The organism is Komagataeibacter intermedius TF2 (assembly GCF_000964425.1).
In the GTDB taxonomy this organism is placed as follows: domain Bacteria; phylum Pseudomonadota; class Alphaproteobacteria; order Acetobacterales; family Acetobacteraceae; genus Komagataeibacter; species Komagataeibacter intermedius.
In genome coordinates this window covers 1-24,890 of sequence record NZ_BANF01000059.1, presented here as the reverse complement: position 1 = coordinate 24,890, position 24,890 = coordinate 1, and the positions used below count along the sequence as shown (strand labels likewise).

Sequence of the window (24,890 nt, the reverse complement as noted above, 5' to 3'; positions counted from 1 at the left end):
CACGGGCAAAGGGACAGCGACACCGGGCGGTGCGCCAGACTGGTGCGAGAGGGGGGATTCGAACCCCCATGCCTTTCGGCGGTCGATTTTGAGTCGACTACGTCTACCGTTCCGTCACTCTCGCATACAGGCAGCCCGCCCTGTGCGGGACGGAATGCCACGGCAATCAGTCCTGGGACGTCTTGCGGACCCGCTATATCACACGGGCGGCGGCGGTTCCAGCCCAAGCATTAGCGCCACATTCTGCAGTGCCGCCCCCGATGCGCCCTTGCCCAGATTGTCCAGCCGCGCGGTCAGGACGGCCTGACGCAGCGCGTCGTTTCCATGCACGCGCAGTTCCATCCGGTCGGTGCCCGCCAGCGTATCCGCCAGCAGTTTCGCGCATGGTTCGGCCACCGTGACGCGGTCCGAACCCCGGTAATGCGCACTCAGGGCGGCATGCAGGTCCGCAATGCCCACCCGGCCGGGCAGGCGATCCAGATGCAGCGGCACGGACACGATCATCCCCTGCGGAAAATGCCCGACCGACGGCACGAAAACCGGCGGCTGCGCCAGACCGGCATACAGCGTCATTTCCGGCATGTGCTTGTGGCCAAGACCCAGCCCGTACAGTTCGAACGCCGGACCGCCATCACGCTCATGCGCCTCGATCATGCTGCGGCCACCGCCGCTATAGCCACTGACGGCATTCACGCAGACAGGGTAATCCGCAGGCACCAGCCCCGCCTTGATCAGCGGGCGCAGCAGGCCAATCAGCCCGGTGGGGTAACAGCCGGGATTGGACACGCGCGCAGCGGCACGGATGGCGGCGGGCCGGGCTGCATCCATTTCGGGAAAGCCGTAAACCCATGCCGGATCGGTCCGGAACGCGGTGCTGGCATCAAGTATGCGCGGTGCTGCGCTGCCCATGGCGTCGGCCATGGCCACCGCCTCCCTTGCCGCGGCATCAGGCAGGCACAGGATGACGATATCGACCGCCGCCATCATCTCCCGCCGGGCATCGGGATCCTTGCGGCGTTCGGGATCGATGGAACGCAGTGTGACGGGCAGGTGACGCAGGCGATTGCGAATACCCAGTCCCGTCGTGCCCGCTTCGCCATCAATAAAGACCGTTGCCTGTCCACTGCTGCTCATGTTCGGTGTGTCCTGATAAAAACTTCCCGCCTCGGGATGGCCGATCTATACAAAACCTGTGCCCGACCGCAATACAAACAGGCAGGACTGCCCACCCATGCACGACGCTTCTTCCGCCCTTGCCCGCCTGCTGGACATCATGGCCCGCCTGCGTGACCCGCAGACCGGCTGCCCATGGGACCAGGCGCAGGATTTCGCCTCCATCGCGCCTTACAGCATTGAAGAGGCGTATGAAGTCGCGGACACCATCGCGCGCGAGGACTGGGACAGCCTGCCTGACGAACTGGGCGACCTTCTGCTGCAGGTCGTCTATCACGCGCAGATGGCCGATGAAAAAGGCATGTTCGATTTCGCCACCGTGGCCCGCATGATTGGCGACAAGATGGTCCGCCGCCATCCGCACGTATTTGGCAATGCCCCGGCCGAGGCAGGCCAGTGGGAAACCGGCAAGGCGCAGGAAAGGCTGGCCCGCAACAGGGGCGGCACGCTGGATGACGTGCCGGTGGGCCTGCCGGCCCTGCTGCGCGCGCGCAAGCTGTCCGCGCGCGCGGCCCGCACCGGTTTCGACTGGGATACGGTGGGCGAGGTCGCGGCGAAGGTGGATGAAGAACTGGACGAACTGAAGGTCGAACTGGAAAGCGGCGACCGGGCGAAGATATTCGATGAACTCGGCGATGTCCTGTTCACGCTGGCGACCCTTGCGCGCAAGCTGGACATGGACCCCGAAGCCTGCCTGCGTCAGGCCAATGCCAAGTTCACCCGCCGCTTCACCGCAGTCGAGCACGACCTCGCCGCCCGCGGCCTTGCACTGACGGATGTGGATGTCAGAACCATGGAAGAAGGCTGGCAGGCCGTCAAACGCCGTGAACGCGCGGCGCAGGACTGATCCCGCGCCGGGATCGACACCGCGCAAGCCATCAAAGGGTTCTGGCGAAGCTTTTTTCAGAAAGCTCCAGGGACCGCCGCCTTTTTGCAAAAGGGCGGCACCCGGAAACTTTTCCCCGGTTTTTTATGCAGCGGGGGTCAGCAGCAAATCACGCAGCGCCTGCCAGCTTGCCCTGTCCGGCGCATATAGCAGGCCGCCGCTACGATCCGTGACACGGTAGGGGGTACCGTCAAAATGGGCGCTATAGCCCCCGGCCTCCGCATGGATCAGCCACCCTGCCAGATGGTCCCATGGCATGGTGCGGTTGAACAGCAGGAAGTGACACCGCCCATCAACCAGCATCAGGTATTCATGCGCGGCACAGCGGAAATCCCATGATCCCGCCACCTTGGGCAGGTTATGCGTCACCACGTCGCGCACGGGGGCCGGCAGGTAACGCCACGATGCATTGCCCGACATGTCGCGCGCCGCGACGGGGGACGCCACATGCAGCCTGCGTTCGACCCCGCCACGATCATTCAGCCATGCCCCCTGCCCGCGCACGGCCAGCACCGCGACATCACAGACCGGGTCGACAATCGCCCCGCCAACCACTTCCCCCCGCGACACGACGGAAACCATGACGCCAAACAGCGGCACGCCCGCCGCATAATTGGCGGTGCCGTCAATGGGATCGATCACGAAAGCAAGGTCAGCCGTCGCCAGACCGTCCAGCAGGGCAGGATCGGCCGCCACCGCTTCTTCCCCCAGCACGTGGGCCGCAGGCCATGCGGCGCGCAGGGCCAGGGTCAGGTCGCGTTCGGTGGCTTCATCGGCCACGGTCACGATATCCAGCGGGCCGGTCTTGCTGCGGATGTCGGCACGATCCAGACAGCGGAAGGACGGCATGACATGGCGCGACGCGGCACCGCGCATCATATCCACCACCTTGTGCATGTCCGCCAGTGTGATCCGTGCCGTCATTGCTGTCCTCCGCCATGCATGTCAGTCGTTTACCGGTGCCTATCCATGCGCCCGCAGGCACATGTTTTCCACCCCGCCCACGGTCACAGGACAGTCAGCGCACCGGTCTCCGGCCTAATCCTGCAGGCAGGTCACGACGCGACCAAACTGCATCTCGAACCGCGCGCGGTTGGCGGGGGACAGGCGGACGGTCATCTCCACCCCGTCTTCCCCATCCTCGCGCTGCGTGACCTCGCCATGTTCATACAGCCACGCCATCGCGGCCCCTTCGGCCAGCGGCACGCGATAGGCGGCGACTTCCATCGCCCGCGTCATGCGTTCGTCAATCGCGGCCAGCAGGTCGGGCAGGCCATCGCCGGTAATGGCGGAAATGACCACATTTCCCGGCCGCGCGCCCACCGCGTCACGTCCGCCCACAAGGTCGGCCTTGTTCAGCACCTCGATCACGCGGGACTGCCAGTCCTGTTCGATCGTGCCGCTGCGGGCCATGCCTTCCAGCACCTCGATCACGTCAGTGCGCTGCGATGCGCTGTCGGGATGCGAGACATCACGCACATGCAGGATGATGTCGGCTTCCGCCACTTCTTCCAGTGTTGCGCGGAAGGCGGCGATCAGTTCGGTCGGCAGGTCACTGATGAACCCCACCGTATCCGACAGGATCACCCGCCGCCCCGAAGGCAGCTGGATACCGCGCATGGTGGGGTCCAGTGTTGCGAACAGCTGGTCCTGCGCATACACGCTGGCCCCGGTCAGGGCGTTGAACAGGGTGGACTTGCCCGCATTGGTATAGCCAACCAGCGCCACAATGGGGAACGGCACCCGCCTGCGGGCCTGCCGGTGCAGGCCACGGGTGCGGCGGACCTGTTCGAGTTCACGCTTGAGGCGCACGATCCGGTCGCCAATCATGCGGCGGTCAGCCTCGATCTGGGTTTCACCGGGACCACCGAGGAAGCCGAAGCCGCCGCGCTGGCGTTCAAGGTGGGTCCATGTCCGCACAAGGCGGCTGCGCTGGTATTCCAGATGGGCGAGTTCGACCTGCAGCGTGCCTTCACGCGTGGCGGCGCGTTCACCGAAGATATCAAGGATCAGCGCGGTCCGGTCGATCACCTTGCAGCCCAGCGCGCGTTCAAGGTTGCGCTGCTGCACCGGCGTCAGGCGGGAGTCGATGATGACAACGGTGATGTTGTCCGCCTTGACCGTCTCCTTGAGCGAATCCACCTGCCCGCCACCCAGCAGGGTCGCCGGCCTGCGCGCGCGCAGCAGCAGCACCGCCTGGCACACCACCACCAGCCCGATGGACGCGGCAAGACCCACCGCTTCTTCCAGTCGGGCTTCGGCAGCGCGGGCATCGTCATGCCGGTCGGGACGTTCCCACGGCAGGATGACGGCAGCGCGGGTGGCGGAGGAAGGCTGCCCCGCCGTCACGACGGGCTGCCATCCGTGGGTGCACGCTCCTCTGTGCCCTCGGCTTCGGCCGGGGGTTCGAACAGGCTGACGGGCGTCGCGGGCATGACGGTGCTGATCGCATGCTTGTACACAAGCTGCGTATGCCCGTCGCGCCGCAGCAGGACGGAGAAGTTGTCAAACCAGGTGATGATTCCCTGCAGCTTGACGCCATTGACGAGGAAAATGGTAACCGGCGTTTTCGACCGGCGGACGTGGTTGAGAAACACGTCCTGGACATTCTGTGAAGGTTCTTTTGCCACGGCAGGGCCTTACTTGTTGCTTGTTGGGCGGACTCACACGGCACATTCGCGTGTCATGCTACGGCGTTGCCACCGTCCGTATCACAGTTCGTTGTCTAGCAGTGATGGGCCAAGGGGGCAAAAGCTCATCCCGCATTGCGGTCTTCGGATGTCACGCCCAACTGCTTGAGCTTGCGGTGCAGCGCGCTGCGCTCCATCCCCACAAACCCCGCGGTACGGCTGATGTTCCCCCCGAAACGCAGCAGCTGCGCCTGCAGGTACTGGGTTTCGAACAGGTCGCGGGCCTCCCTTAACGGCAGGCTCATCACATCCTCGTCAGAATCGAACTTCAGCAGCGCGGGCGCGCCTTCGCCCACGGAGGACGGCAGCATGTCGGCGCGGATCGGGTCCGAACTGTTGCCTGGCATCATGATCAGCAGGCGCTCCATCAGGTTGCGCAGTTCACGCACGTTGCCCGGCCATTCATAGCTCTGCAGTGCGGCGATCGCGTCCCCCGACAGTTCGCGCAGCGGCAGTCCCGCGTTTTCTGCCGCGCGGTCAAGGAACATGCGCGCCAGTTCGGGTATGTCCTCGCGCCGTTCACGCAGGCTGGGAATGCGCAGCGGCACGACCGCAAGGCGGTAGTACAGATCCTCGCGGAAACGCCCCATCGCAATTTCGGCCTGCAGGTCGCGGTTGGTGGTGGCCAGCACACGCACATCCACCTTGACCCGCCGCGCGCCGCCAAGACGTTCGAATGTCTGGTCCTGCAACGCGCGTACGATCTTGCCCTGCGTCTCCAGCGGCATGTCCGACACTTCATCCAGCACCAGCGTGCCGCCATGGGCGCGTTCCAGCACGCCTGTGCGGCGTCCAGCGCCGTCTTCGCCGCCTTCGATGCCGAACAGTTCCTCCTCGAAGCGGCCGGGGGCGAGGGTCGCACAGTTCAGCGCGATGAACGGCCCTTCCGCCCGGCGGGAACTGGCGTGGATCATCCGCGCGGCCACCTCCTTTCCGGTGCCTGCCGCACCCGAAATCAGCACGCGCGACCCGGTGGGCGCCACGCGGTCGATCTGGTTGCGCACGGCGGTAATGGCAGCACTCCGCCCTTCCAGCACGGTGCCGGACCCAGCGCGCAGGCGCAGTTCCGCGTTTTCGCGCGCAAGACGCGACGCCTCCAGCGCACGACGCACCACAACCAGCAGACGGTCCGCCTGGAACGGTTTTTCAATAAAGTCGTACGCGCCGTGCTGAAGCGCGGCAACGGCGGTCTCGATCGTGCCGTGTCCCGATATCATGATGACCGGGATGGACGGCTCCTCCTTATGCAGGACATTCAGGATTCCCAGCCCGTCCAGCCGTGACCCCTGCAGCCATACATCAAGCACCACCAGCGAAGGCCGACGTTCCCGGAAAGCCGCAATGGCGGAATCGGAATCCGCCGCCAGCCGCGTCTCGTATCCCTCATCAGCCAGAATACCCTCGATAAGGAGCCGTATATCCGGCTCGTCATCGACGATCAGGATTTCATGCCCCATGGTCGTCCTTTATCGGCAAAATCAATGTCGACACAGCTCCCCTGCTCCCGGCGCGATCCGCAAGCCCGATGCTACCGCCATGATCCTCAAGAATCTTCTTGACGATCGCAAGGCCAAGTCCGGTTCCCTTGGGCTTGTGGGTCACATATGGCTCGGTCAAACGGGCACGATCCTCCACCGGCAACCCGATGCCGTCATCCTCAACGCTCAGGACGACATCCGGGTCATGCCGGGTCAATGTAATACGGATCACGCCGATCACGCCATCCCCGCCACTCGTGTCCGGAGCCGGACGCATGGCGATCGCATCCGCCGCGTTCTGCAGCAGGTTGGTCAGCGCCTGCCCCACCAGCCTGCGGTCGCATTTCACCAGCGGCCCCCGGTCGGGCAGGTTGACCTCATATCGGATTTCCGGATGGGCGTTGCGCTGCAGGATCAGTGCCTCGCGCACGATGCGCGACAGGTCCTCCATCCGCATGACAGGCTGCGGCATGCGCGCAAAGGCGGAAAATTCGTCCACCATGCGCCCGATATCCCCCACATGGCGGATGATGGTGTCCACGCACTGCGCGAACGTGTCGGGGTCGGACGATATTTCCCGCAGGAAACGCCGCTTGAGCCGTTCGGCCGCAAGCTGGATGGGGGTCAGCGGGTTCTTGATCTCGTGCGCGATGCGGCGGGCGACATCGGCCCAGGCCGCCTTGCGCTGCGCGACCTGCAGGGCTGTTATGTCATCAAACGTCACGACGTAGCCATCCGCGAAATCGCCGGTCACGGTACTCTGCATTTCCGCACCGATTCGCACCAGCAGGGTACAGGCGCGCCCACCGGCCAGCACCTGCACCTCCCCCGTCAGTTCGCGTCCCTTTTCCTGCGCGATGCGCCCCAGCATGGTGCCCAGTTCCGGCACCACATCCGTCAGCGACTGTCCCACGCATGCCGACATGTCACGCTGCAGCAGCACGCTGGCGGCGCGGTTGGGCAGTTCGATCATGCCCTGCGAATCCAGCCCGATCACGCCCGCGGACACGCCGGACAGCACGGCTTCGGTAAACCTGCGGCGTTCGTTGATCTGGTTGGTGGCGTTGACCAGTTCCGCACGCTGGGTCGCAAGCTGGGTGGTCATGCGGTTGAAGGCGCGCGACAGGCTGGAAACCTCGTCATCGCGCTCGCCCTCGGGCACGTTGCTGTCCAGGTTGCCCTTGCTGACCCGTTCGGATGCAAGGATCAGCAGCCCCAGCGGACGCACGATCTGGTTGGCCAGCATAAGCCCGATCAGGATCGCCGCCCCCAGCACCAGCACGGCCACCAGGGCGAAGATCAGCACGAAGGTGAACTGGATCTTGGCGCGGTTGCCATTCAGGCGCTGGTAATCGGCCACCACCTGTTCGGTGCGATGCATGTGTTCGAGGATGTCGGGATCCACCGGACGCTCGATCATGAGCATGAGCGACGGCGTATCGCCCAGTGTCACGACCGCGCGGACGGTCTTTTCATCGGGGGAATCAAGGATCGCGATTTCATTCGTGCGCGCCATGAGGGTGGCGGCAGGCGGCGGCAGGTCCTTGCGGTTGGCCGCCCGCCCCATAAGGCCGCCCGACGCGACGACGGTATTGGTGAACGGATCATACACAACCGCCACATCCAGCCCGCGCAGCGTGGCCTGTGAATCCAGCACCTGCGACAGCGCATCCGGGTCATGCAGCAGGTCGCCCCCCGACCCCGACAGGCCATTCTGTGCACTGACAAGGTAATTGGCCAGCGAGAACGCTTCCGTGCGGATATTGGCGTTATGTTCCTGCAGGTAGCCGCGCGATGTCTCCAGCGCCTCGTTCAGGGCGGTGTTCACCCGGTCGCTGAACCATATCTGGATGCCGTAGTGGAAGAAGACGGCGGCAAACGTGCCCACCACGATGGTGGGCGCCACCGCGACAATGCCAAACAGCGTGACCAGCCGCACATGCAGCCGCGCGCCCGCCAGCCCGCTGCGCCGTTCGGCCAGGACCCGCCCGATCTTTTCCGTAAGCGAGGTCGCCAGCAGCAGCAGCACGAGGAAGTTCAGGATGAAGACCAGCGCCTGAAGCTGCGGGTGATGGGCCAGCGACTTGCCGCCCGACAGCACCACGAATGTCGCGACACCCAGAACCAGCGCCAGCAGCACCAGAACCAGCGCCACATTGCGCCGCACCAGCATGTCCAGCACCCGCCGGGCCAGCCGGTACGCCACGCTGGAGCGTTGTGTCGCGTTCATGGTCATGTGCCGCCACGCACCACAGGAATGTCCAGGTCCCTGATCTTCTTGCGCAGCGTGTTGCGGTTCAGCCCCAGCATGGCCGCGGCCCGGATCTGGTTGCCGCGCGTGGCCGCCAGCGTCATGGTGATCAGCGGACGTTCGACCTCGGCGATCACCTTGTCGTAAATATCGCTCAGCGGCATGCCGTCCTGCCCCGATGACAGGAAGCGGCGCAGATGCCGCTCCACCGCCTCGGCCAGCGTCTCGGCCGCGCCGCCACCGCCTTCGCCCTGCGCCGCGACACTGCTGGCTTCCGCCAGTTCGGCGGCGATGATGTCCGCGCCAATGCTTTCCTGCGGATGCAGCGCCGTGATGCGCCGCATGAGGTTTTCCAGTTCGCGCACGTTGCCCGGCCAGCGATAGGCCTGAAGCTGGGCCATCGCCTCGTCATCCAGCACGCGCACGCTGCCCGCGCCCTCGGCGTTTTCGTTCAGGAAATGCCGCGCCAGCAGGGGAATGTCCTCCACCCGTTCACGCAGGGGCGGCAGGCGCATGGGCACCACGTTCAGGCGGTAGTACAGATCCTCGCGGAAGGTGCCCGCGCGGATCGCCTGCCGCAGGTCGCGGTGGGTCGCGGCGATGATGCGCACATTGGCGCGGATCGGCACGGTGCCGCCCACGGTGGTGAATTCCCCATCCTGCAGCACACGCAGCAGGCGCGTCTGGGCTTCCGGCGGCATGTCACCGATTTCATCAAGGAACAGCGTGCCCCCCGCCGCCTGTTCAAACCGCCCGGCGACACGGCTGGTCGCCCCGGTAAAGGCGCCGCGTTCATGCCCGAACAGTTCGCTTTCGATCAGGTTGCGCGGGATGGCGGCCATGTTGATGGCCACGAACGGCCCCGTCCGCCTGCGCCCGTATTCATGCAGGGCGCGCGCCACCAGTTCCTTGCCGGTGCCGCTTTCCCCATTGATCATCACCGTCAGGTCCGATGTCGTCAGGCGGGCGATGATGCGGTAGATGTCCTGCATCACCACCGAACGCCCGATCAGCGACATCTGTTCGTCAGGCTGCGGGGGGGTGAGCGGCTGCACGGGGGTGGCGGGGGTCGCCAGCGCGCGGGCGACCACCGCCAGCACTTCCTTGAGGTCAAACGGCTTGGGCAGGTATTCGAACGCGCCGCGCTGGGTCGCCTTGACCGCCGTCATCAGCGTGGACTGGGCGCTCATGACCACCACGCGCAGATCGGGGCGGATGCGGCGGATGCGCGGGATCAGGTCCAGCCCGTTTTCATCGGGCATGACGACATCAGTGATGACAAGGTCGCCCTCGCCCTCCTCCACCCACTGCCACAGGGTGGACGCCTGGCCGGTGGTGCGGACCTGGTAGCCCCCACGCCCCAGCGCCTGGCTCAGCACCGTGCGGATGGAGCGGTCATCATCGGCAACAAGAATGGTCGGCAGCGACATACGCTATAAATCTCTCAGGTCCAGTGGGGGAACGTCAGGGCGTGTCCCGGCTCTCGGTCACGACAGGCAGGTGCAGCAGGACCTCGGTGCGACCGGGCTGGCTTTCCACCTCGATCACGCCGCCATGGTCCCCCACGATCTTGCCGGCAAGCGCCAGCCCCAGCCCGCTGCCCGTGGTCTTGGTTGTCAGGAAGGGTTCAAACAGGTGCGGCCGGATGTTTTCGGGAATGCCCGGCCCGTTATCGCGCACCGACACCAGCAGCGGCAGCTGCACGCGCTGGCTGCCCGCCCCGGTGGAAACCCATATGCCAGGACGGTAGCTGGTGGTCAGCGTGATTTCGGGCGGCGCCGCATCATCGGGATTGGTGTGCAGGGCCTCGGCCGCGTTCTTTACAAGGTTGAGCAGCACCTGCACCAGCTGGTCGCGATTGCCCCATACCGGCGGGAGCGAGGGGTCATACACCTCGTGAAAGCGGATATCGGCGGCAAAGCCCTGCTGCGCCAGCCTGCGCACGTGTTCCAGCACGCGGTGGATGTTGACGGGCCTGCGTTCAATGGGCCGGTCGCTGAACATGTCCATCCGGTCCACGAGGTCGCGGATGCGGTTGACCTCGTCCTGGATCAGCACCGCCAGTTCCCGGTCGGCTTCGCCGACCGATGTTTCCAGCAGCTGTGCCGCGCCCCGGATACCGGAAAGCGGGTTCTTGACCTCATGGGCAAGGATGGCCGCCATGCCCGCAACACTGCGGGCGGCGGAGCGGAAGGTCAGTTGCCGGTCCAGCACGCGGACAGCGGAAAAATCATGGAATGTCAGCACGACCGAACCGGGTTCTTCCATGACCGGCGCGCCCTGCACCGTCACGCCATCATGGCGCAGGCGGGGACTGTCCAGCGTGACCTCGTGCTCGACCACCGTATGGTCCTGCGCGCGGACCTGTTCCATCAGCAGGAAAAGCGGGCTGTCACCGGGCAGGATATCCGTCAGGCGCATCTGTACCAGATGCGCGCGTGACATGCCGAAAAACGGTTCCGCGGCGCTGTTGACATACCCGATGGCGTTATCCGCCCGCACGACCATGACCGGCAGCGCCAGCGAGTCGAGGATCACACGCCCGTTGCCCGTCACGTTATCGGGCGCGCACGGCACATGGGGCGTGGGGGAAAGCGGGCCCATCTTCATGCCGCCTGTGCCGCGGCCCTTTCCGCTCCCACGGTGGACGGGCGCGGCCCGCGTACGTTGCCCGCCGCGATCTGGCGGTCATAGAATTCGTTGATCATGCCAATCGCGGCATCCACCGTATCGACACGGTTGACGGCGGCGCGGAAGCCCGCGGACTCCGGCAGGCCGGCCGAGTACCACGACACATGCTTGCGCGCCAGGCGTAGGCCGGGATGCGCGCCGAAATGGTCGATCATCATGCCGTAATGTTCCAGCACGATGGCCTTTTCCGCCACAAGGTCAGGCTCGGGCACGTGTTCGCCATGCATGAGCGCGCGCGCCACCTGTGCAAGGAACCACGGACGGCCATAACAGCCGCGCCCGATCATGACGCCCCGCGCGCCGGAGCGTTCCAGCGCGACCCGGGCGTCTTCCACCGTCAGGATGTCGCCATTGACGATCACCGGCAGGTCCACCGCATCCACCACGTTGCGCACGAAATACCAGTCCGCCGTGCCGTTATAGAACTGCTGGCGGGTGCGCCCATGGACCGTCACCATGCGTATGCCCGATTCCTGTGCAATCCGGGCCAGGCGGGGGGCATTCAGGCTGTTATGGTCCCAGCCCATGCGCATTTTCAGCGTGACCGGCACATTCACCGCGCGCACCACGCCTTCCAGCAGGCGGCCGGCCTGTGCCTCGTCACGCATGAGGGCCGAACCGGCAAGCTGGCCCACCGCCACCTTTTTCACCGGACAGCCGAAATTGATGTCGATGATATCCGCCCCACGATCGACCGCAATCCGCGCGGCCTGTCCCATGGCGTCGGGGTCGCAGCCGGCAAGCTGCACGGAATTGGGGCCATCATCTGCCACTTCGGCCATGCGCAGGGTATTTTCGTTTTCCCTGATCATGGCCCATGACGCGATCATTTCGGACACGACCAGCCCCGCCCCCAGCCTGCGCGCCAGCCTGCGGAACGGCAGGTCGGTCACCCCGGCCATGGGTGCCAGGATGACGGGTGCCTTAAGGACGACCCCACCCCCCAGATCAATGGGTGACAGCAGCTGAGACGACATGAACCACGCTTCCCCGCCGAAAACCCCAGCCGCGCCCGATGGCGGCAGAAAGGCATGCCGGCTACAATATCCATCAATAATGCTTATGATTTAGGCAGAATACCCTCTCCCGTCGCCCCGTGCAATCAGGTTCGGTGCATTCGGGAAACATTTTACCGCGCGTCCCCACCCCACGCGGGCCAGTTCCCGACGCTCAGTGCTTGACGCGCGGGCCACATGGCCGCATTGCTCCGCATCATGCGTGTTGCAGCCATCCTTCTCGCCGCGGGCCAGGGCAGCCGGTACAGCGCCCAGACCGCGACACCCCTCGCCAAGCAGTATGTCACGCTCGGCGGGCGGCCCGTCATCCGTCATGCGGCGGATGCCCTTGCCCCTCATGTCGGCATGATCCAGCCCGTGGGCGATCCCGCCCTGCTGGCCGGTGCGCTGGAGGGGTTCGCCCCTGCCAGCTGCACGGTCCTGCCGGTCGTGCCGGGCGGGGCCACGCGACAGGCCAGCGTCAGCGCGGGGCTGGACGCCCTTGACCGCCTGCCCGAAAACGAGCGGCCCGACCTGGTGCTGATCCATGACGGCGCGCGTCCCTACGTGCCCGCCAACGTGACGCAGGGCGTGATCGCAGCACTGGAACAGCATGCGGGCGTCATTCCCGCCGTGCCGGTAGCCGATACCATCAAGCGTGCGAAGGACGGCATCATTACCGATACCGTGCCCCGCACCGACCTGTTCCGCGCCCAGACGCCACAGGGGTTCCGCTTCGCGCTGCTGCGCGACCTGCACCGCGCGGCCGATGCGGCGGACGCCACCGATGACGCTGCCCTGCTGGAACAGGCGGGACATCACGTGGCCATCGTTCCCGGTTCGGAAGACAACATCAAACTGACCTACAAGGAGGATCTGGTGCGCCTGGAACGCCTGATCGGCCCGACCCTGCTGCCGCGCACCGGGATGGGCTACGACGTACACGCCTTTGCCGAAAACCGGCCCCTGATCATGTGCGGCATCAATGTGCCCCATACGCGTGGCCTTGCGGGCCATTCGGATGCGGATGTGGGTATCCATGCCCTGTGCGACGCCATTTACGGCGCACTGGCCGAAGGCGATATCGGCCGCCATTTCCCACCCAGCCAGAATGAATGGAAGGACGCAGACAGCGCGCGATTCCTGGTGCATGCGGGCGAACGCATCCGCCTGCGTGGCGGCATGCTGGTCAATGCCGACGTGACGCTGATCTGTGAACGTCCCAAGATCGGCCCCCATTCGGAAGCGATGCGTGCCCGTCTGGCCGACCTGCTGAAGGTCGATGTCGACCGCATCTCGGTCAAGGCCACCACGTCCGAACGCCTTGGCTTTACCGGGCGTGAGGAAGGCATTGCCTGCCTGGCCAGCGCCACGGTGCTGGTGCCCTGATCGCCTGAAAGACACAAAAAACGGCCCGGTGTCACACCGGGCCGTTTTGCATTCCGAAAGGCGTTTTTGGTCAAGCTTTTTTCAAAAAGCTTCAGGGAACGCCGCCTTTTGAAACATAAGGCAGCACCCAAAACTTTTATCCGCTCAGCTCATATGGCACAGGCGCAGGAAACGCGCTGCGTCCGCGACCTCCAGCGCCAGCAGACGCAGGCTTTCAGCCTGCTTGTCATCCTTACCCCATATATCCATCTGGGTACGTTCATCCACGGATGCGATTTCAGCCGCCTTCGCCGCCGATAGCGCGCCCGTCACGACCGCAAGCCCCAGCACGATGCTTTTCATGGCAGGCACCATCACACCCAGTGCCGCCAGCGTGGGGTTATCCATTTTTTCCAGTATGCCGCGCCACGCAACCTGCACCGCCTGTGATTGCGACAGGGGCATGATGCCCTGCGTCACCGCCATGTCGATGCCATAACGCGCCTGCAGCCATGCAAGCTGCGGATCCCACTCCGCCTTCTGACGCGTGCACAGCAGGGCGGGATGATCCGCGCGATAGCACAACAGCTCCCCATCCACATACTGCAGCAGGGCCGTAACCTGCGCCGACGGATCGGGGGCGACACGTTCGATCATGGTGCCGGTTATGCGCGTCATCGGCAGGTCGTCAGGCGTGAAATCGCCCCCCTTTTCCCCACCGGCATGCGCCCATTCATCGGCAATCGCACCGGCCAGCGCGCGCGACGTGACACAGAGCGGCGTGCCACCGGGCAGACGGATGCCCCGCCCGTCAAGCTCGACGCTGAATCCCCCTTCCGCCGGGCGGGCGGCAGCCAGTGTCCAGAACCGCTTGCGCCTGCCCGGTGTCTGGGGTGTGGGGGGACGTACCCCCTCCTTCATCGCGTTGCCCTGCGTCATTTCAGGATACCCAGCCCCTTCAGCAGGCCAGCCGCCTTCTTCACATCCGGCGAGGACCTGGAATTGCCCAGCAGGTCCGCAGCGCCAGAGGACTGCGCCTTGGGCGCCGCCGTCGTGGGTTCGGGACCGGCCTGTCCCTCACGCGCGGCCTTCAGGGTCGCGGGGCACGGATCGGCCACCGCGTTGCTCTTCGATCCACCCAGCAGCAGGCCGATGGCATAGCGGCCATCCGCGCCACCATCCATCTTCGGGCGTGGGGCGGACAGCGTGCCACCCACGCGCAGCGGCACGCTGGCCCCCGTTCCGCTGATCATGACCTGCGGCACCAGATGCAGGTCCAGCGCCTGCGACGCCATGCCCACCGTGCCCTTGCCGGTCACGGTCAGCGCATTGGTCTGCACGCCAATGGTGTCAACATTCGCCTGCCTGTCGGCCATGCTCATGTGCAGGCCAAAGCAGCGCAGCGCGATCGGGCCGGAGCCCAGCGCCCCGCGTGCCGCATCCCCCAGCAGTTCACCCAGCGCGCTGCCACTGACCGTCCCGTTGACCATGGACACGCCAAGGTGCCCGGTCATGCCGGTGCGCAGTTCGGTCGCGGTATTCCCCTGCGAGCGCACTTCGCCCACGACCTGCAGCGCCCCCTGCACCATGTTCGACAGGCCCGCCTTGCTTTCCAGCCATGTGGCAGGCAGCACCAGCGTGCCGATCTTACCTGATACGGTGGGCACGCTGCCCGATGCATCGACCTCAAACTGTCCCGACAGGCGGCGGCCCGTGCCTTCGGCCTGTAGCGGGTCAACCTTCAGCAGCCCGTTGCGCAGGCTGATATGGGTCAGGGCGTTGTGATATTCATCGCCTTCGAATTCCAGCTGCGCCACGGTCAGACGCAGGTCCGCATCCAGCTTGCGCAGCCGGTCGAACGGCAGCGTTTCATCACTGTCCTTGCCATTTGCGGGCGTGGTGCTGCTGGCATCGGCCTTGCCGGCGGTGGCGTTGCCCATCAGGGCATCCGCATTCACCCAGCTTGCATCAAGCGCGCCACTGACCAGCGGCACACCCGCGTGCCCACCATGGACCGACAGGTCCAGCGCCCCCTTGAGGGAGACCTGCGTGCTCTTGAGCGCAATATCCGAAAGCTGGAAATGCGCGCCGTTATCCTCGCTGACCAGATGGGTCGAAGCTTCCAGGTGATCTATCACCGCGCCATTGGGCAGCGGCAGCTTGCCAGCCGATGCATTGACATTCACCACCGCGCGCGACCCGCCCAGCGTGCCCGCGACACGCAGGCTGCCCGGATCGCCCGACAGGTCCAGCGACAGCGGCAGCGGATCGGCCAGATGCGACAGCGCCGCCTGTTCCACCTGCTGCAGCGATCCCAGCGTGCCGGACAGCTTCAGCCCCTGCCCCTGCCACGTACCCTGACTGCGGATGGTCACGGCATCCTTTGGTCCCGGCGCGTCAACCGACAGGCCCTGCAACGTCAGGCCGGACAGGTACTGCCCTGCGTCAACCGCCCCCGTATCCAGATGCAGGGAATTGAGCAGCGGCGTGCTGCCTGCCTTGTCCGCAGCGCTGCCGTCCACCACATTGGCCTTCAGCGACAGGCGGCGCACGTCCGGCAGGCTCATCCCCGGCACGAAGGCCTCGATTGCCTTCAGGCTGGCGATATTGCCATCCAGCCTGATGTTGTAGCCCTTCATGTGGTCGGGATCAGCCACGGTGCCGTCCACCGCCAGCTGCCCCACCTGCTGCCCGCCAGACCTGAACGCCGCCTGCAGCGCAACCGGCCAGCTGGCGCGCGCGGTGGATGTCAGGTTGATCGCCCCGGTATGGCCCGCCAGCGTGAAGCTGCCGCTGTCATTATGGCCCGCCACGTCAATTTCGGGCTTCGCGCCATCAACATCCGACAGGTTGATATGGTCCAGCACCACCTTGCCCCGGCTGCCCGACATCCGGTCGTCCCAGTCAAGGTCGGCATTGCTTATGCGGATGCTGCCGATCTGCACCTTCCAGTCGGACGCGGCCTGCGTGGCGCCACCTTCCGGCGTGGCCGTGGCCTGCGCGCTGGTGGGCGACAGGCGCCAGTTGGCCTTGCCCCTGTCCGTGCGTTCCAGATGGACGACAGGGTGGACCAGCTTCAGGTCCTCAAGCCGGATTTCATGGTGCAGCAGCGCCATAAGCCCCATGCTGGCCTGCAGGCTGTCCGCCGTCACCATGTCGGTATAGGCGCCACCGGCCATGTCCGACAGCCCGACATCACGGACAGACAGGGACAGGCCCGGCAGGACGTGCAGTTCCAGCGCACCCATGCGCACCTTGCGACCGGTCTGCTTCTCGATCGCGGCAATGGCTTTCGTGCGCAGCGCATCCGGGTCCAGCATGGACTTGACCGCAAGCCCCGCCCCGCCCGCGATCACCACCAGCGCCGCGACGGAGCCAAGAAGGATGCGCCGTCCATTTCCGTTGTGTGCCATGTCAATTCCTGTCCTGTACCATTCTGGCCGCGTTAGCTGCGGCGGGGCTGCGCCGTGGCGGGTGCGACAAAACCGATCTGCCGGAACGTCTCACGCATATGGGGGGGCAGGTCCGCCTCGACCACCAGCGTGCCCCCCGCCGGGTGCGGCAGTTCCAGCCTGCGGGCATGCAGGTGTAGCTTATCCGTAAACCCCGTGACATGAGCTATGTCACCGCCATATTTCGGGTCGCCCAGTATGGGGTTGCCCAATGCCTCGCAATGCACGCGCAGCTGATGGGTGCGCCCCGTCAGCGGCGACAGCGCCAGCCACGACAGCTTGCGCCCCGCGGCATCCAGCACTTCATATTCCGACAGGGCATGCACCGCATCCGCGTCCCCGCGTTCGGCCACGACGCTGATCGCGCCCGCGCCGGCCCCCAGCCTGGTCAGGGGCTGGTCGATGATGCCGGTGGCCGGGCTGGGACGCCCCACGACCACGGCCCAGTAAACCTTGTGCACATCCCGCCCACGGAACGCCGCCGCCAGCTTGGCCGCAACACCGGGCGTGCGCGCAACCAGCAGCAGGCCGGACGTGTCACGGTCGATACGGTGGACCAGGCGCGGGCGCGGGTCATCGGGTTTTTCCCGAAGCCCATCGAGCAGCACGTCGATATGGTGCGTGATGCCCGGCCCGCCCTGAACGGCGATGCCCGCGGGTTTGTTCAGCACGATCACGTGGTCATCACGATAGACGACCATCCTGTTGATTTCACGCACCTGCCGCTCATCCAGCGGCCTGACGGCCAGTGGCGGCGGGCGGTTTGCATTGGGTATGGGCGGCACGCGCACGGCCTGCCCCGGCGCAAGGCGGGTGGCGGCGGTGGCGCGTTTGCCATCCACGCGCACCTGTCCCGTGCGGCACAGCTTCTGCAACGCCCCCTGCGTCAGGTGGGGGTAATGCCTGCGGAACCAGCGGTCGAGGCGGATATCGGCTTCGTCATCGCTGACGGTAAGGGTAACGACACTCATGACCCACGGCTTTCGCGCACTCTGTTCCAACTGTCCAGCCGTCGCGCCACTTCACGTTCATATCCGCGCCCGGTGGGCTGGTACAGTTTCGGGCGGCGCATGCCGTCGGGGAAGTAGTTCTGTCCCGAAATTCCCCCCTCCGCATCGTGGTCGTATTCGTACCCCTTGCCGTAGCCGATATCCTTCATCAGCGTGGTGGGCGCGTTGAGGATATGGGCCGGCGGCATCAGGCTGCCGGTGGCGCGCGCCGCCCTGCGGGCCATGTTGTAGCCCTTGTACACCGCGTTGGACTTGGGGGCGGTGGCCAGATGCACCACAAGCTGCGCCAGCGCCAGCTCCCCCTCTGGCGAGCCGAGCCGCTCGAACGTCTCCCACGCCGCCACCGCCAGGGGCAGGGCCTGCGGGTCGGCCATGCCCACGTCCTCGGCGGCGAAGCGGGTCAGGCGGCGGGCGATGTAACGCGGGTCCTCGCCCCCTTCCAGCATACGGGCAAACCAGTACAGCGCCGCATCCGGGTCCGAGCCGCGCATGGATTTATGCAGCGCGGAAATCAGGTTGTAATGTTCCTCGCGGTCCTTGTCATACAGCGCCGCGCGCCGCGCCAGCAGGCTGGACAGGGCGGCAGGATCCAGCGGCGCCTTCTGCGGTGGCAGGGCCAGAAGCTGCTCGACCATGTTCAGCAGGTAGCGCCCGTCCCCATCAGCCATGGCGCGCAGCGTGGCGCGGGCCTCGGGTGTCAGCGGCAGGGCCGTGCCGGTCGTGGCTTCGGCGCGTTCCAGCAGTTTTTCCATCGCCGCATCATCCAGCCGGTGCAGCACCAGCACCTGGCAACGTGACAGCAGCGCGCTGTTCAGCGCAAAGGACGGGTTTTCCGTCGTGGCCCCCACCAGAACCACGGTGCCATCTTCCACCACCGGCAGGAAACCGTCCTGCTGCGCGCGGTTGAACCGATGGATTTCATCCACGAACAGTAACGTGCCGCCGCCATTCGCACTGGTGCGCCGCGCATCCTCGAACGCACGCTTGAGATCGGCCACGCCGGAAAACACCGCCGAAAGCTGCACGAAGCGCAGGCCCGCCGCATCGGCCAGCAGGCGGGCGATGGTGGTCTTGCCAACACCCGGCCCACCCCACAGGATCAGGCTGGCCAGCGAGCCACGCGCCAGCATCTGCCGCAGGCTGCCCTGCGGCCCCAGCAGGTGATCCTGTCCCACCACGTCATCCAGGGTTGCGGGACGCAGGCGGTCAGCCAGTGGCTGGGTGCGCGCGGCGACTTTCGGTTCATGGGCGGGAAACGGGACCGGGTCCCGCCTGTCCTGCGGCGGGGGCGCGCCAAACAGGTCCGCCGGACCATTCTCCATACTGTCACGCCTGCCTGCCATATGCCCCTGCCTGTCATCATAGCGGTCCCATGTGACGGACCATTGCTGGATTTGGGAAGTGTTGCGCTTCAATACCAGTACCGGCGGCACAATACATGCCCCGCACCGCAAAGACACGCGATGTCAGAACTGGAAATAGATGAAAGGTTCCGGCGGCCGCCCGCCAATCAGGAACACCAGCAGCACGAAGGCGATACCGGCCGCCACCGCCATCCATGGCGCAGGTCGCAGGCGGTCCAGTACCACCTGCTGCGATGCAGGACCATACACCGCCGCAATCACCGCCAGCCCCAGCACGACCGGATGATGGATGGCCGTCGCGCCCATGCCATGCAGCCCCGCCATGGCCCCCAGCATCCGCCCCGCCGTGGCCAGGTCGGCCGCGCGGAACACCACCCATGTCACCAGCACGAACCCCATGGTCAGCACATACGCGCATGGGCGCGGCATGGCCCGGCCCGCTCGGTCCCACGCATGGGCTACCGCCAGCGCCGCGCCATGCAGCAGGCCCCACAAGGCAAAATTCCATCCCGCCCCATGCCACACGCCCGCCAGTTCCATGGTCACCATGACATTGGCCGCCTGCCGCACCGGCGCGCAGCGGTTCCCGCCCAGCGGGATATAGATGTAATCGCGCAGGAAACGCGACAGCGTCATATGCCACCGCCGCCAGAAATCGCGCACCGACACTGCCATGTAGGGCGCGTTGAAATTGAAGGGCAGGCGAATCCCCATCATCAGCGCCATGCCGATGGCCATGTCGGAATAACCTGAAAAATCGAAATAGATCTGCAGGGTGTAAGCCACTGCTGCCAGCCATGCCGCCCCCATGCCCGGCACATGGCCCGCATGGGCCGCGTCAAACACCGGGGCGCACAGACCGCCCAGCGTATCGGCCAGCCCCACTTTCTTGCCCAGCCCCACCAGCAGCAGCAGCCCGCCACGACCAAGGTTTTCCCACATCGCGGCATTGCGCGGACTGCGGTCGAACTGCGGGATCAGTTCGTTATGCCGCACGATGGGACCGGCCACGAGTTGCGGGAAAAACGTGACGAATTCCATGAAATCCGCCAGCCGGTACACCCGTGCCTGCCCCCGTCCCAGATCGACAAGGTAGGAGATTTTCTGGAACACGAAAAACGACAGCCCCAGCGGCAGCACGATGGACCACGCCGCATGTTCCCGCCCCGACCAGCGCAGGACGCTGCCCACCAGCCAGTCGGCGTATTTGAAGCCGAACAGCACGACAAGGTTGCCCACGATCCCCACGCGCAGCCAGATGCGCCGGCGTGTCCGCCCCCACATGATGGCGACCGCCTGACTGAACCCGACCATCGCCAGAAGGAACGGCACGAACCGCCAGTCCCACAAGCCGTAAAACAGCACCGAGGCTGCGATGATCACACCCTGCCGCGCGGCGCGGCTGTCGCCCACGCCGTAATACAGCGCCAGAACCAGCGGCAGGAAAACAAGCAGAAACGACTGTGACGCAAACAGCATCAGCCGCCGCGTTCCGCCGCCGCCTGCCCCGCTGCATGCCCGCTGGCCCATGCCCACTGGAAATTGTAACCACCCAGCCAGCCGGTCACGTCCACCGCTTCCCCCACCATGAACAGGCCGGGCACGTCACGCGCCTGCATGTCACGCGACGACAGGCAGTCCGTATCCACCCCGCCGCGCGTGACCTCTGCCTTCACGTAGCCTTCGGTGCCATGCGGGTTGAGCCGCCAGCCCGACAGGATACGCCCGACATTGGCCAGCACCGCATCGGGCATCCCCGCAAGCTGCCCGTCAGGCAGGTGCGCCTGCGCCATGAGCTGGGCCAGCCGCTGCGGCAGCAGCATGGACAGCATGGCCACCCCGCCCGCGCGCGGGCGGTCACGCTTGATTTCCTGCAGGCGGCGGCCAGCGTCGATGCCGGGCAGCAGGTCGATGTCCAGCGCCTGTCCCGGCTGCCAGTATGATGAAGCCTGCAGGATGGCGGGGCCGGACAGGCCACGATGGGTAAAGACCATGCCATCACGGAAGGTGGCCTGCCGCGCCAGCCGCCCCTCCCCTTCATGGCAGGTGATGCCCACAGTGACCGACAGCCCGGCCAGCGGTTCCATCCATTCACGGTCCTGCGCGCCGAATGTCAGCGGCACCAGCGCGGGTGCCGGTGCGACGATACGCAGCCCGAACCGGCGCGCGATGTCGTGCGCCAGTCCCGTCGCCCCCAGCTTGGGAATGGACAGCCCGCCGGTCGCGACGATCAGGTTGGGGGCATGGAAGATGCCGTGGTCCGTCTCCACCCGGTACTGCCCCGCTCCGTCGCGCGTCACGTCGATGATCCGGTGCGACACGCGCACGTCCACCTGTCCCGCCGCGCATTCACGCCGCAGCATGTCCACGATGTCCCGCGCCGAACGATCACAGAACAGCTGGCCTGCCGCCTTTTCATGCCACGGGATGCGGTGCCGCTGCACAAGTGCCAGGAAATCGGCGGGCGTGTACCGCGCCAGCGCCGATTTGGCGAAATGCGGGTTGGCGGACAGGAACTGCCCCGCCCCCGTGTCCATATTGGTGAAATTGCACCGCCCGCCGCCTGAAATCAGGATCTTGCGGCCCGCATGGGGGGCATGATCCAGCACCAGCACGCGTGCGCCCGCCTGCCCCGCCGTTGCCGCCGCCATAAGGCCCGCCGCCCCCGCGCCCAGCACGATGGTGGTGAAACCGGCAGTCCGTGCGGTCATGTCCCTAGAAATCCAGATCCGCGTAATGGGCGGGCGGGTTGAAACCGGTCATGCGGTCCTGCAGCAGCGCGCGGAAGCACGGGCGGCTCTTGACGCGGGCGTACCAGTCCTTGGCCGCAGGCGCGCGCGACCAGTCCACGTCGTCAAGGAAATCAAGGCAGGACAGGTGGGCGGCGGCCGCGAAATCCGCCATGGACAGCATGTTCCCCGCCAGCCACTGCCGCGTTTCCGCCAGCCAGTCGATATAGGACAGGTGGGTGCGGATATGCGCATATCCCGCGCGCAGGGCCGCGCCATCGGGGTTGCCCTTCCCCGAAATGCGCTTCATCACCTTTTCATTAAGCAGGTTGCGCGATACCTCGTTGCCGAATTTCTCATCGAACCAGACCACCAGCCTGCGCACCTCCACCCGTTCGGCCAGCGTGCGGCCAAGCAGGGGCGTGTCGGGATAGGCTTCCTCCAGATATTCGCAGATGACCCACGAATCGGGAATGCACAGCCCGTTGCTTTCCTGTAGCATGGGCACCGTGCCGGCAGGGTTGCGGTCAAGGTATTCCGGGCGGCGTTCCCACACACGCTCGGTCTTGAGTTCGAACGGCAGCCGCTTTTCCCCCAGCACGAGGCGAACCTTGCGGGAATAGGGCGAAAGGGGAAGATGGTACAGGATGCGCATGATCCCGCTTTATTGCATTGTCCCGCCCTTCGCCAAGCCCTCAGTACGCAGGCATGAAAAAGTATGGATGCATGACGGATGAATAAGGCATCCTCCCCTCGACAGTTCCGGCACGGCAGGGTAGCTGGAAACAACACGCCCCATTCACCACACAGGACAGGATAACGTTGCCAGACGAACTGCGTCCCACACCGAAAATCCGCGCACGCGGCCGGTCGTTCCTTGCCCTGGTGCTGTCCCCCGAACCCGTTCTGGCCGACTGGCTGGCGGGGCTGGATGCGCAGATCGCACGTTCAAGCACATTTTTCGCGGGCAAGCCGGTGATTCTGGACCTGTCCCTGCTGGATGCCACGACCGAAGGGCTGGCCGACCTGTATCCGGCCCTGCGCGCGCGCGGCATCCGCATTATCGGCATAGAGGGCGGCGACGCCTCATGGCCCGCCTGCGCGGCATGGGACTGGCCCGCGGGCTTCATGGGCGGCCGGGCGTCGGGCGCGGTCGATATCCCCGATGACGCCACCCCCGTGCAGCCGCAGCCGCCACGCGCTTCCTCCATGATCATCGAACAGCCCATCCGCTCGGGGCAGGTCATCATGAACCCCGATGGCGACATCATCATCGTGGGCTCGGTCGGGTCCGGGGCGGAAGTGACGGCGGGCGGGTCGATCCATGTGTATGGCCCGCTGCGTGGCCGCGCCATCGCGGGCATGAACGGACAGCCCGACGCCCGCATATTCGCCCATTCCATGCAGGCGGAACTGCTGGCCATTGACGGTTATTACATTACGGCTGAGGAAATTGATCCGCGCTACGTTGAAAAACCCGCGCAAATCATCCTCAGTAATGACACACTTGTGGTCCAGCCGCTTGTGCCGCCTGCCTTTCCTGGGCGTAAAAGCTAGGCAGACCTTCTCCAGTCCCCCGTCGCGCTCCTTACGCGTGCCAACCCATCCAACCGTATCCATCAGGTCATGAACAAGAAAACATCCCCTAAAAGCGGACAAGGAAGTACCCCAATGGCAAAAGTGCTGGTTGTCACATCCGGCAAGGGTGGCGTCGGAAAGACCACGTCGACCGCCGCATTGGGCGCCGCACTGGCACAGACCGGACAGAATGTGGTCGTCGTTGACTTTGACGTCGGCCTGCGCAACCTCGACCTGGTGATGGGGGCCGAGCGGCGGGTCGTGTTCGACCTGATCAACGTGATCCAGGGCGACGCCAAGCTGTCGCAGGCGCTGATCCGTGACAAGCGCATCGAAACGCTGTCCATCCTGCCCGCGTCCCAGACCCGCGACAAGGACGCCCTGACGGCCGAAGGCGTCGCCCGCGTCATGCAGGAACTGCGTGAAAAATTCGACTGGGTGATCTGTGACAGCCCCGCCGGGATCGAACGCGGCGCGCAGCTGGCCATGTACCATGCCGACCATGCCATCGTGGTCACCAATCCCGAAGTGTCGTCCGTGCGCGACAGCGACCGGATCATCGGCATGCTGGACAGCACGACCGAAAAGGCCAAGGGCGGCGGCAAGATCGAAAAGCACCTGCTGCTGACCCGCTACGACCCGGCGCGCGCGGCGCGCGGCGAAATGCTGCGTATCGAGGATGTTCTGGAAATCCTGTCGATTCCGCTGCTGGGCATCATTCCCGAAAGCGAGGAAGTGCTGCGCGCCTCGAACCTGGGCGCGCCGGTCACGTTAAGCAGTCCTGACAGCCCGCCGGCCCGCGCCTATGCCGAAGCCGCGCGCCGGCTGGAAGGCGAGAAGCTGGAGATCACGGTCCCGATCGAACGCAAGGGCCTGTTCGCCCGCCTGTTCAAGGGGAAAAGCTGATGAGCTTGTTTGGCTCCCTTTTTGGCCGCGGCACGAAAACGTCCGCCCCTGTCGCCCGTGACAGGCTCCAGATCCTTCTGGCGCATGAACGCACGGGGGAGGGTAACGAATCCGACCTGCTGTCCAAGCTGCATGCCGAAATCCTTGAGGTCATCAAGCGGCATATCCCCGTGGAGCAGGACAAGGTGCAGGTAAAGCTGGACCGGGGCAATTCCGTCTCGATGCTGGAAATCGACATCGAGGTACCGCAGATCAAGTCACCGGGCCACCGCTAGCGGCGGCCCGGCTGCGGGTCTCCCCCCCCCGTCAGGACAGGCGG

General features: G+C 65.5%; 21 protein-coding genes and 1 tRNA gene. 5 read left to right on the top strand and 17 right to left on the bottom strand.

Translation table 11 applies throughout. The features are described 5' to 3' along the window. Positions 1-40: 40 nt before the first annotated feature. Positions 41-124 (bottom strand) — tRNA-Leu (locus tag B7449_RS09840). Between the two features lie 74 nt (positions 125-198). After that, complete coding sequence (gene argC / locus B7449_RS09835; protein WP_039735508.1) at positions 199-1,134, bottom strand: N-acetyl-gamma-glutamyl-phosphate reductase; 936 nt, start codon at positions 1,132-1,134, stop codon at positions 199-201. 97 nt (positions 1,135-1,231) lie between these two features. Here argC and mazG point away from each other — a divergent pair, with 97 nt between their 5' ends. Then, positions 1,232-2,020, top strand: a complete 789-nt coding sequence (gene mazG / locus B7449_RS09830) for a nucleoside triphosphate pyrophosphohydrolase (protein ID WP_039735507.1) — start codon at positions 1,232-1,234, stop codon at positions 2,018-2,020. Between the two features lie 123 nt (positions 2,021-2,143). Here the strand turns inward: mazG and B7449_RS09825 are convergent, their stop codons facing one another. The 8 genes from B7449_RS09825 to dusB form a co-directional block, all read right to left on the bottom strand. Beyond that, positions 2,144-2,983 (bottom strand): inositol monophosphatase family protein, encoded by an 840-nt coding sequence (locus B7449_RS09825; protein ID WP_039735505.1) that lies wholly within the window; start codon positions 2,981-2,983, stop codon positions 2,144-2,146. Between the two features lie 114 nt (positions 2,984-3,097). Further along, positions 3,098-4,408: a GTPase HflX gene (gene hflX / locus B7449_RS09820; protein ID WP_039735504.1), complete on the bottom strand. Its 1,311-nt coding sequence runs from the start codon at positions 4,406-4,408 to the stop codon at positions 3,098-3,100. Continuing rightward, on the bottom strand, positions 4,405-4,689 hold the full coding sequence (gene hfq, locus B7449_RS09815) for an RNA chaperone Hfq (RefSeq protein WP_039735503.1): 285 nt from the start codon (positions 4,687-4,689) through the stop codon (positions 4,405-4,407). The genes hflX and hfq overlap by 4 nt, the downstream gene beginning before the upstream one ends. 125 nt (positions 4,690-4,814) lie before the next feature. Further along, positions 4,815-6,206 carry a nitrogen assimilation response regulator NtrX gene (gene ntrX, locus B7449_RS09810; RefSeq protein ID WP_039735502.1) on the bottom strand — a complete coding sequence of 464 codons (1,392 nt, stop codon included), beginning with the start codon at positions 6,204-6,206 and terminating at the stop codon, positions 4,815-4,817. After that, positions 6,196-8,463, bottom strand: a complete 2,268-nt coding sequence (locus tag B7449_RS09805; RefSeq protein WP_039735501.1) for a sensor histidine kinase NtrY-like — start codon at positions 8,461-8,463, stop codon at positions 6,196-6,198. Before B7449_RS09805 ends, ntrX begins: the two co-directional genes overlap by 11 nt. Then, positions 8,460-9,908 (bottom strand): nitrogen regulation protein NR(I), encoded by a 1,449-nt coding sequence (gene ntrC, locus B7449_RS09800; RefSeq protein ID WP_039735500.1) that lies wholly within the window; start codon positions 9,906-9,908, stop codon positions 8,460-8,462. The genes B7449_RS09805 and ntrC overlap by 4 nt, the downstream gene beginning before the upstream one ends. Positions 9,909-9,942: 34 nt before the next feature. Further along, positions 9,943-11,082, bottom strand: a complete 1,140-nt coding sequence (locus B7449_RS09795; protein WP_039735499.1) for a two-component system sensor histidine kinase NtrB — start codon at positions 11,080-11,082, stop codon at positions 9,943-9,945. 2 nt (positions 11,083-11,084) lie between these two features. Next, entirely contained in the window at positions 11,085-12,146 is a 1,062-nt protein-coding gene (gene dusB / locus B7449_RS09790) for a tRNA dihydrouridine synthase DusB (protein ID WP_039735498.1), read from the bottom strand. A gap of 237 nt (positions 12,147-12,383) precedes the next feature. Between dusB and ispF the strand changes: the two genes are divergently transcribed. Beyond that, complete coding sequence (ispF, locus tag B7449_RS09785; RefSeq protein ID WP_039735588.1) at positions 12,384-13,553, top strand: 2-C-methyl-D-erythritol 2,4-cyclodiphosphate synthase; 1,170 nt, start codon at positions 12,384-12,386, stop codon at positions 13,551-13,553. Positions 13,554-13,697: 144 nt separating this feature from the next. On the opposite strand, the gene B7449_RS09780 is transcribed toward ispF, so the two are convergent. The 7 genes from B7449_RS09780 to fzlA form a co-directional block, all read right to left on the bottom strand. Further along, positions 13,698-14,471, bottom strand: a complete 774-nt coding sequence (locus tag B7449_RS09780; protein WP_039735497.1) for an ATP12 family chaperone protein — start codon at positions 14,469-14,471, stop codon at positions 13,698-13,700. Next, positions 14,468-16,945, bottom strand: coding sequence for an AsmA family protein (locus B7449_RS09775; protein ID WP_039735496.1), 2,478 nt, complete (start codon positions 16,943-16,945; stop codon positions 14,468-14,470). The genes B7449_RS09780 and B7449_RS09775 overlap by 4 nt, the downstream gene beginning before the upstream one ends. 32 nt (positions 16,946-16,977) lie before the next feature. Then, complete coding sequence (locus B7449_RS09770) at positions 16,978-17,955, bottom strand: RluA family pseudouridine synthase (RefSeq protein ID WP_039735495.1); 978 nt, start codon at positions 17,953-17,955, stop codon at positions 16,978-16,980. Then, positions 17,952-19,337, bottom strand: a complete 1,386-nt coding sequence (locus B7449_RS09765) for a replication-associated recombination protein A (RefSeq protein WP_039735494.1) — start codon at positions 19,335-19,337, stop codon at positions 17,952-17,954. The genes B7449_RS09770 and B7449_RS09765 overlap by 4 nt, the downstream gene beginning before the upstream one ends. 123 nt (positions 19,338-19,460) lie before the next feature. After that, on the bottom strand, positions 19,461-20,837 hold the full coding sequence (locus tag B7449_RS09760) for an MBOAT family O-acyltransferase (RefSeq protein WP_039735586.1): 1,377 nt from the start codon (positions 20,835-20,837) through the stop codon (positions 19,461-19,463). Next, positions 20,837-22,069 (bottom strand): BaiN/RdsA family NAD(P)/FAD-dependent oxidoreductase, encoded by a 1,233-nt coding sequence (locus tag B7449_RS09755; RefSeq protein WP_039735493.1) that lies wholly within the window; start codon positions 22,067-22,069, stop codon positions 20,837-20,839. The genes B7449_RS09760 and B7449_RS09755 overlap by 1 nt, the downstream gene beginning before the upstream one ends. Positions 22,070-22,073: 4 nt before the next feature. Next, a complete protein-coding gene (gene fzlA, locus B7449_RS09750; RefSeq protein WP_039735492.1) occupies positions 22,074-22,742 on the bottom strand; it encodes an FtsZ-binding protein FzlA in 669 nt (222 codons plus the stop codon). Positions 22,743-22,909: 167 nt separating this feature from the next. Between fzlA and minC the strand changes: the two genes are divergently transcribed. The 3 genes from minC (at position 22,910) to minE (ending at position 24,846) form a co-directional block, all read left to right on the top strand. Then, entirely contained in the window at positions 22,910-23,644 is a 735-nt protein-coding gene (gene minC, locus B7449_RS09745; RefSeq protein ID WP_039735491.1) for a septum site-determining protein MinC, read from the top strand. 114 nt (positions 23,645-23,758) lie between these two features. Then, positions 23,759-24,571: a septum site-determining protein MinD gene (gene minD / locus B7449_RS09740; RefSeq protein WP_039735490.1), complete on the top strand. Its 813-nt coding sequence runs from the start codon at positions 23,759-23,761 to the stop codon at positions 24,569-24,571. Continuing rightward, positions 24,571-24,846 (top strand): cell division topological specificity factor MinE, encoded by a 276-nt coding sequence (gene minE / locus B7449_RS09735; RefSeq protein WP_039735489.1) that lies wholly within the window; start codon positions 24,571-24,573, stop codon positions 24,844-24,846. The genes minD and minE overlap by 1 nt, the downstream gene beginning before the upstream one ends. Positions 24,847-24,890 lie beyond the last annotated feature (44 nt).

Coding starts and splice junctions, on each gene's coding strand:
- argC (WP_039735508.1), bottom strand. CDS start 1,134: ATGAGCAGCAGTGGACAGGCAACGGTCTTTATTGATGGCGAAGCGGGC.
- mazG (WP_039735507.1), top strand. CDS start 1,232: ATGCACGACGCTTCTTCCGCCCTTGCCCGCCTGCTGGACATCATGGCC.
- B7449_RS09825 (WP_039735505.1), bottom strand. CDS start 2,983: ATGACGGCACGGATCACACTGGCGGACATGCACAAGGTGGTGGATATG.
- ntrX (WP_039735502.1), bottom strand. CDS start 6,206: ATGGGGCATGAAATCCTGATCGTCGATGACGAGCCGGATATACGGCTC.
- B7449_RS09805 (WP_039735501.1), bottom strand. CDS start 8,463: ATGACCATGAACGCGACACAACGCTCCAGCGTGGCGTACCGGCTGGCC.
- ntrC (WP_039735500.1), bottom strand. CDS start 9,908: ATGTCGCTGCCGACCATTCTTGTTGCCGATGATGACCGCTCCATCCGC.
- B7449_RS09795 (WP_039735499.1), bottom strand. CDS start 11,082: ATGGGCCCGCTTTCCCCCACGCCCCATGTGCCGTGCGCGCCCGATAAC.
- dusB (WP_039735498.1), bottom strand. CDS start 12,146: ATGTCGTCTCAGCTGCTGTCACCCATTGATCTGGGGGGTGGGGTCGTC.
- ispF (WP_039735588.1), top strand. CDS start 12,384: ATGCGTGTTGCAGCCATCCTTCTCGCCGCGGGCCAGGGCAGCCGGTAC.
- B7449_RS09780 (WP_039735497.1), bottom strand. CDS start 14,471: ATGACGCAGGGCAACGCGATGAAGGAGGGGGTACGTCCCCCCACACCC.
- B7449_RS09775 (WP_039735496.1), bottom strand. CDS start 16,945: ATGGCACACAACGGAAATGGACGGCGCATCCTTCTTGGCTCCGTCGCG.
- B7449_RS09770 (WP_039735495.1), bottom strand. CDS start 17,955: ATGAGTGTCGTTACCCTTACCGTCAGCGATGACGAAGCCGATATCCGC.
- B7449_RS09765 (WP_039735494.1), bottom strand. CDS start 19,337: ATGGCAGGCAGGCGTGACAGTATGGAGAATGGTCCGGCGGACCTGTTT.
- B7449_RS09760 (WP_039735586.1), bottom strand. CDS start 20,837: ATGCTGTTTGCGTCACAGTCGTTTCTGCTTGTTTTCCTGCCGCTGGTT.
- B7449_RS09755 (WP_039735493.1), bottom strand. CDS start 22,069: ATGACCGCACGGACTGCCGGTTTCACCACCATCGTGCTGGGCGCGGGG.
- fzlA (WP_039735492.1), bottom strand. CDS start 22,742: ATGCGCATCCTGTACCATCTTCCCCTTTCGCCCTATTCCCGCAAGGTT.
- minD (WP_039735490.1), top strand. CDS start 23,759: ATGGCAAAAGTGCTGGTTGTCACATCCGGCAAGGGTGGCGTCGGAAAG.
- minE (WP_039735489.1), top strand. CDS start 24,571: ATGAGCTTGTTTGGCTCCCTTTTTGGCCGCGGCACGAAAACGTCCGCC.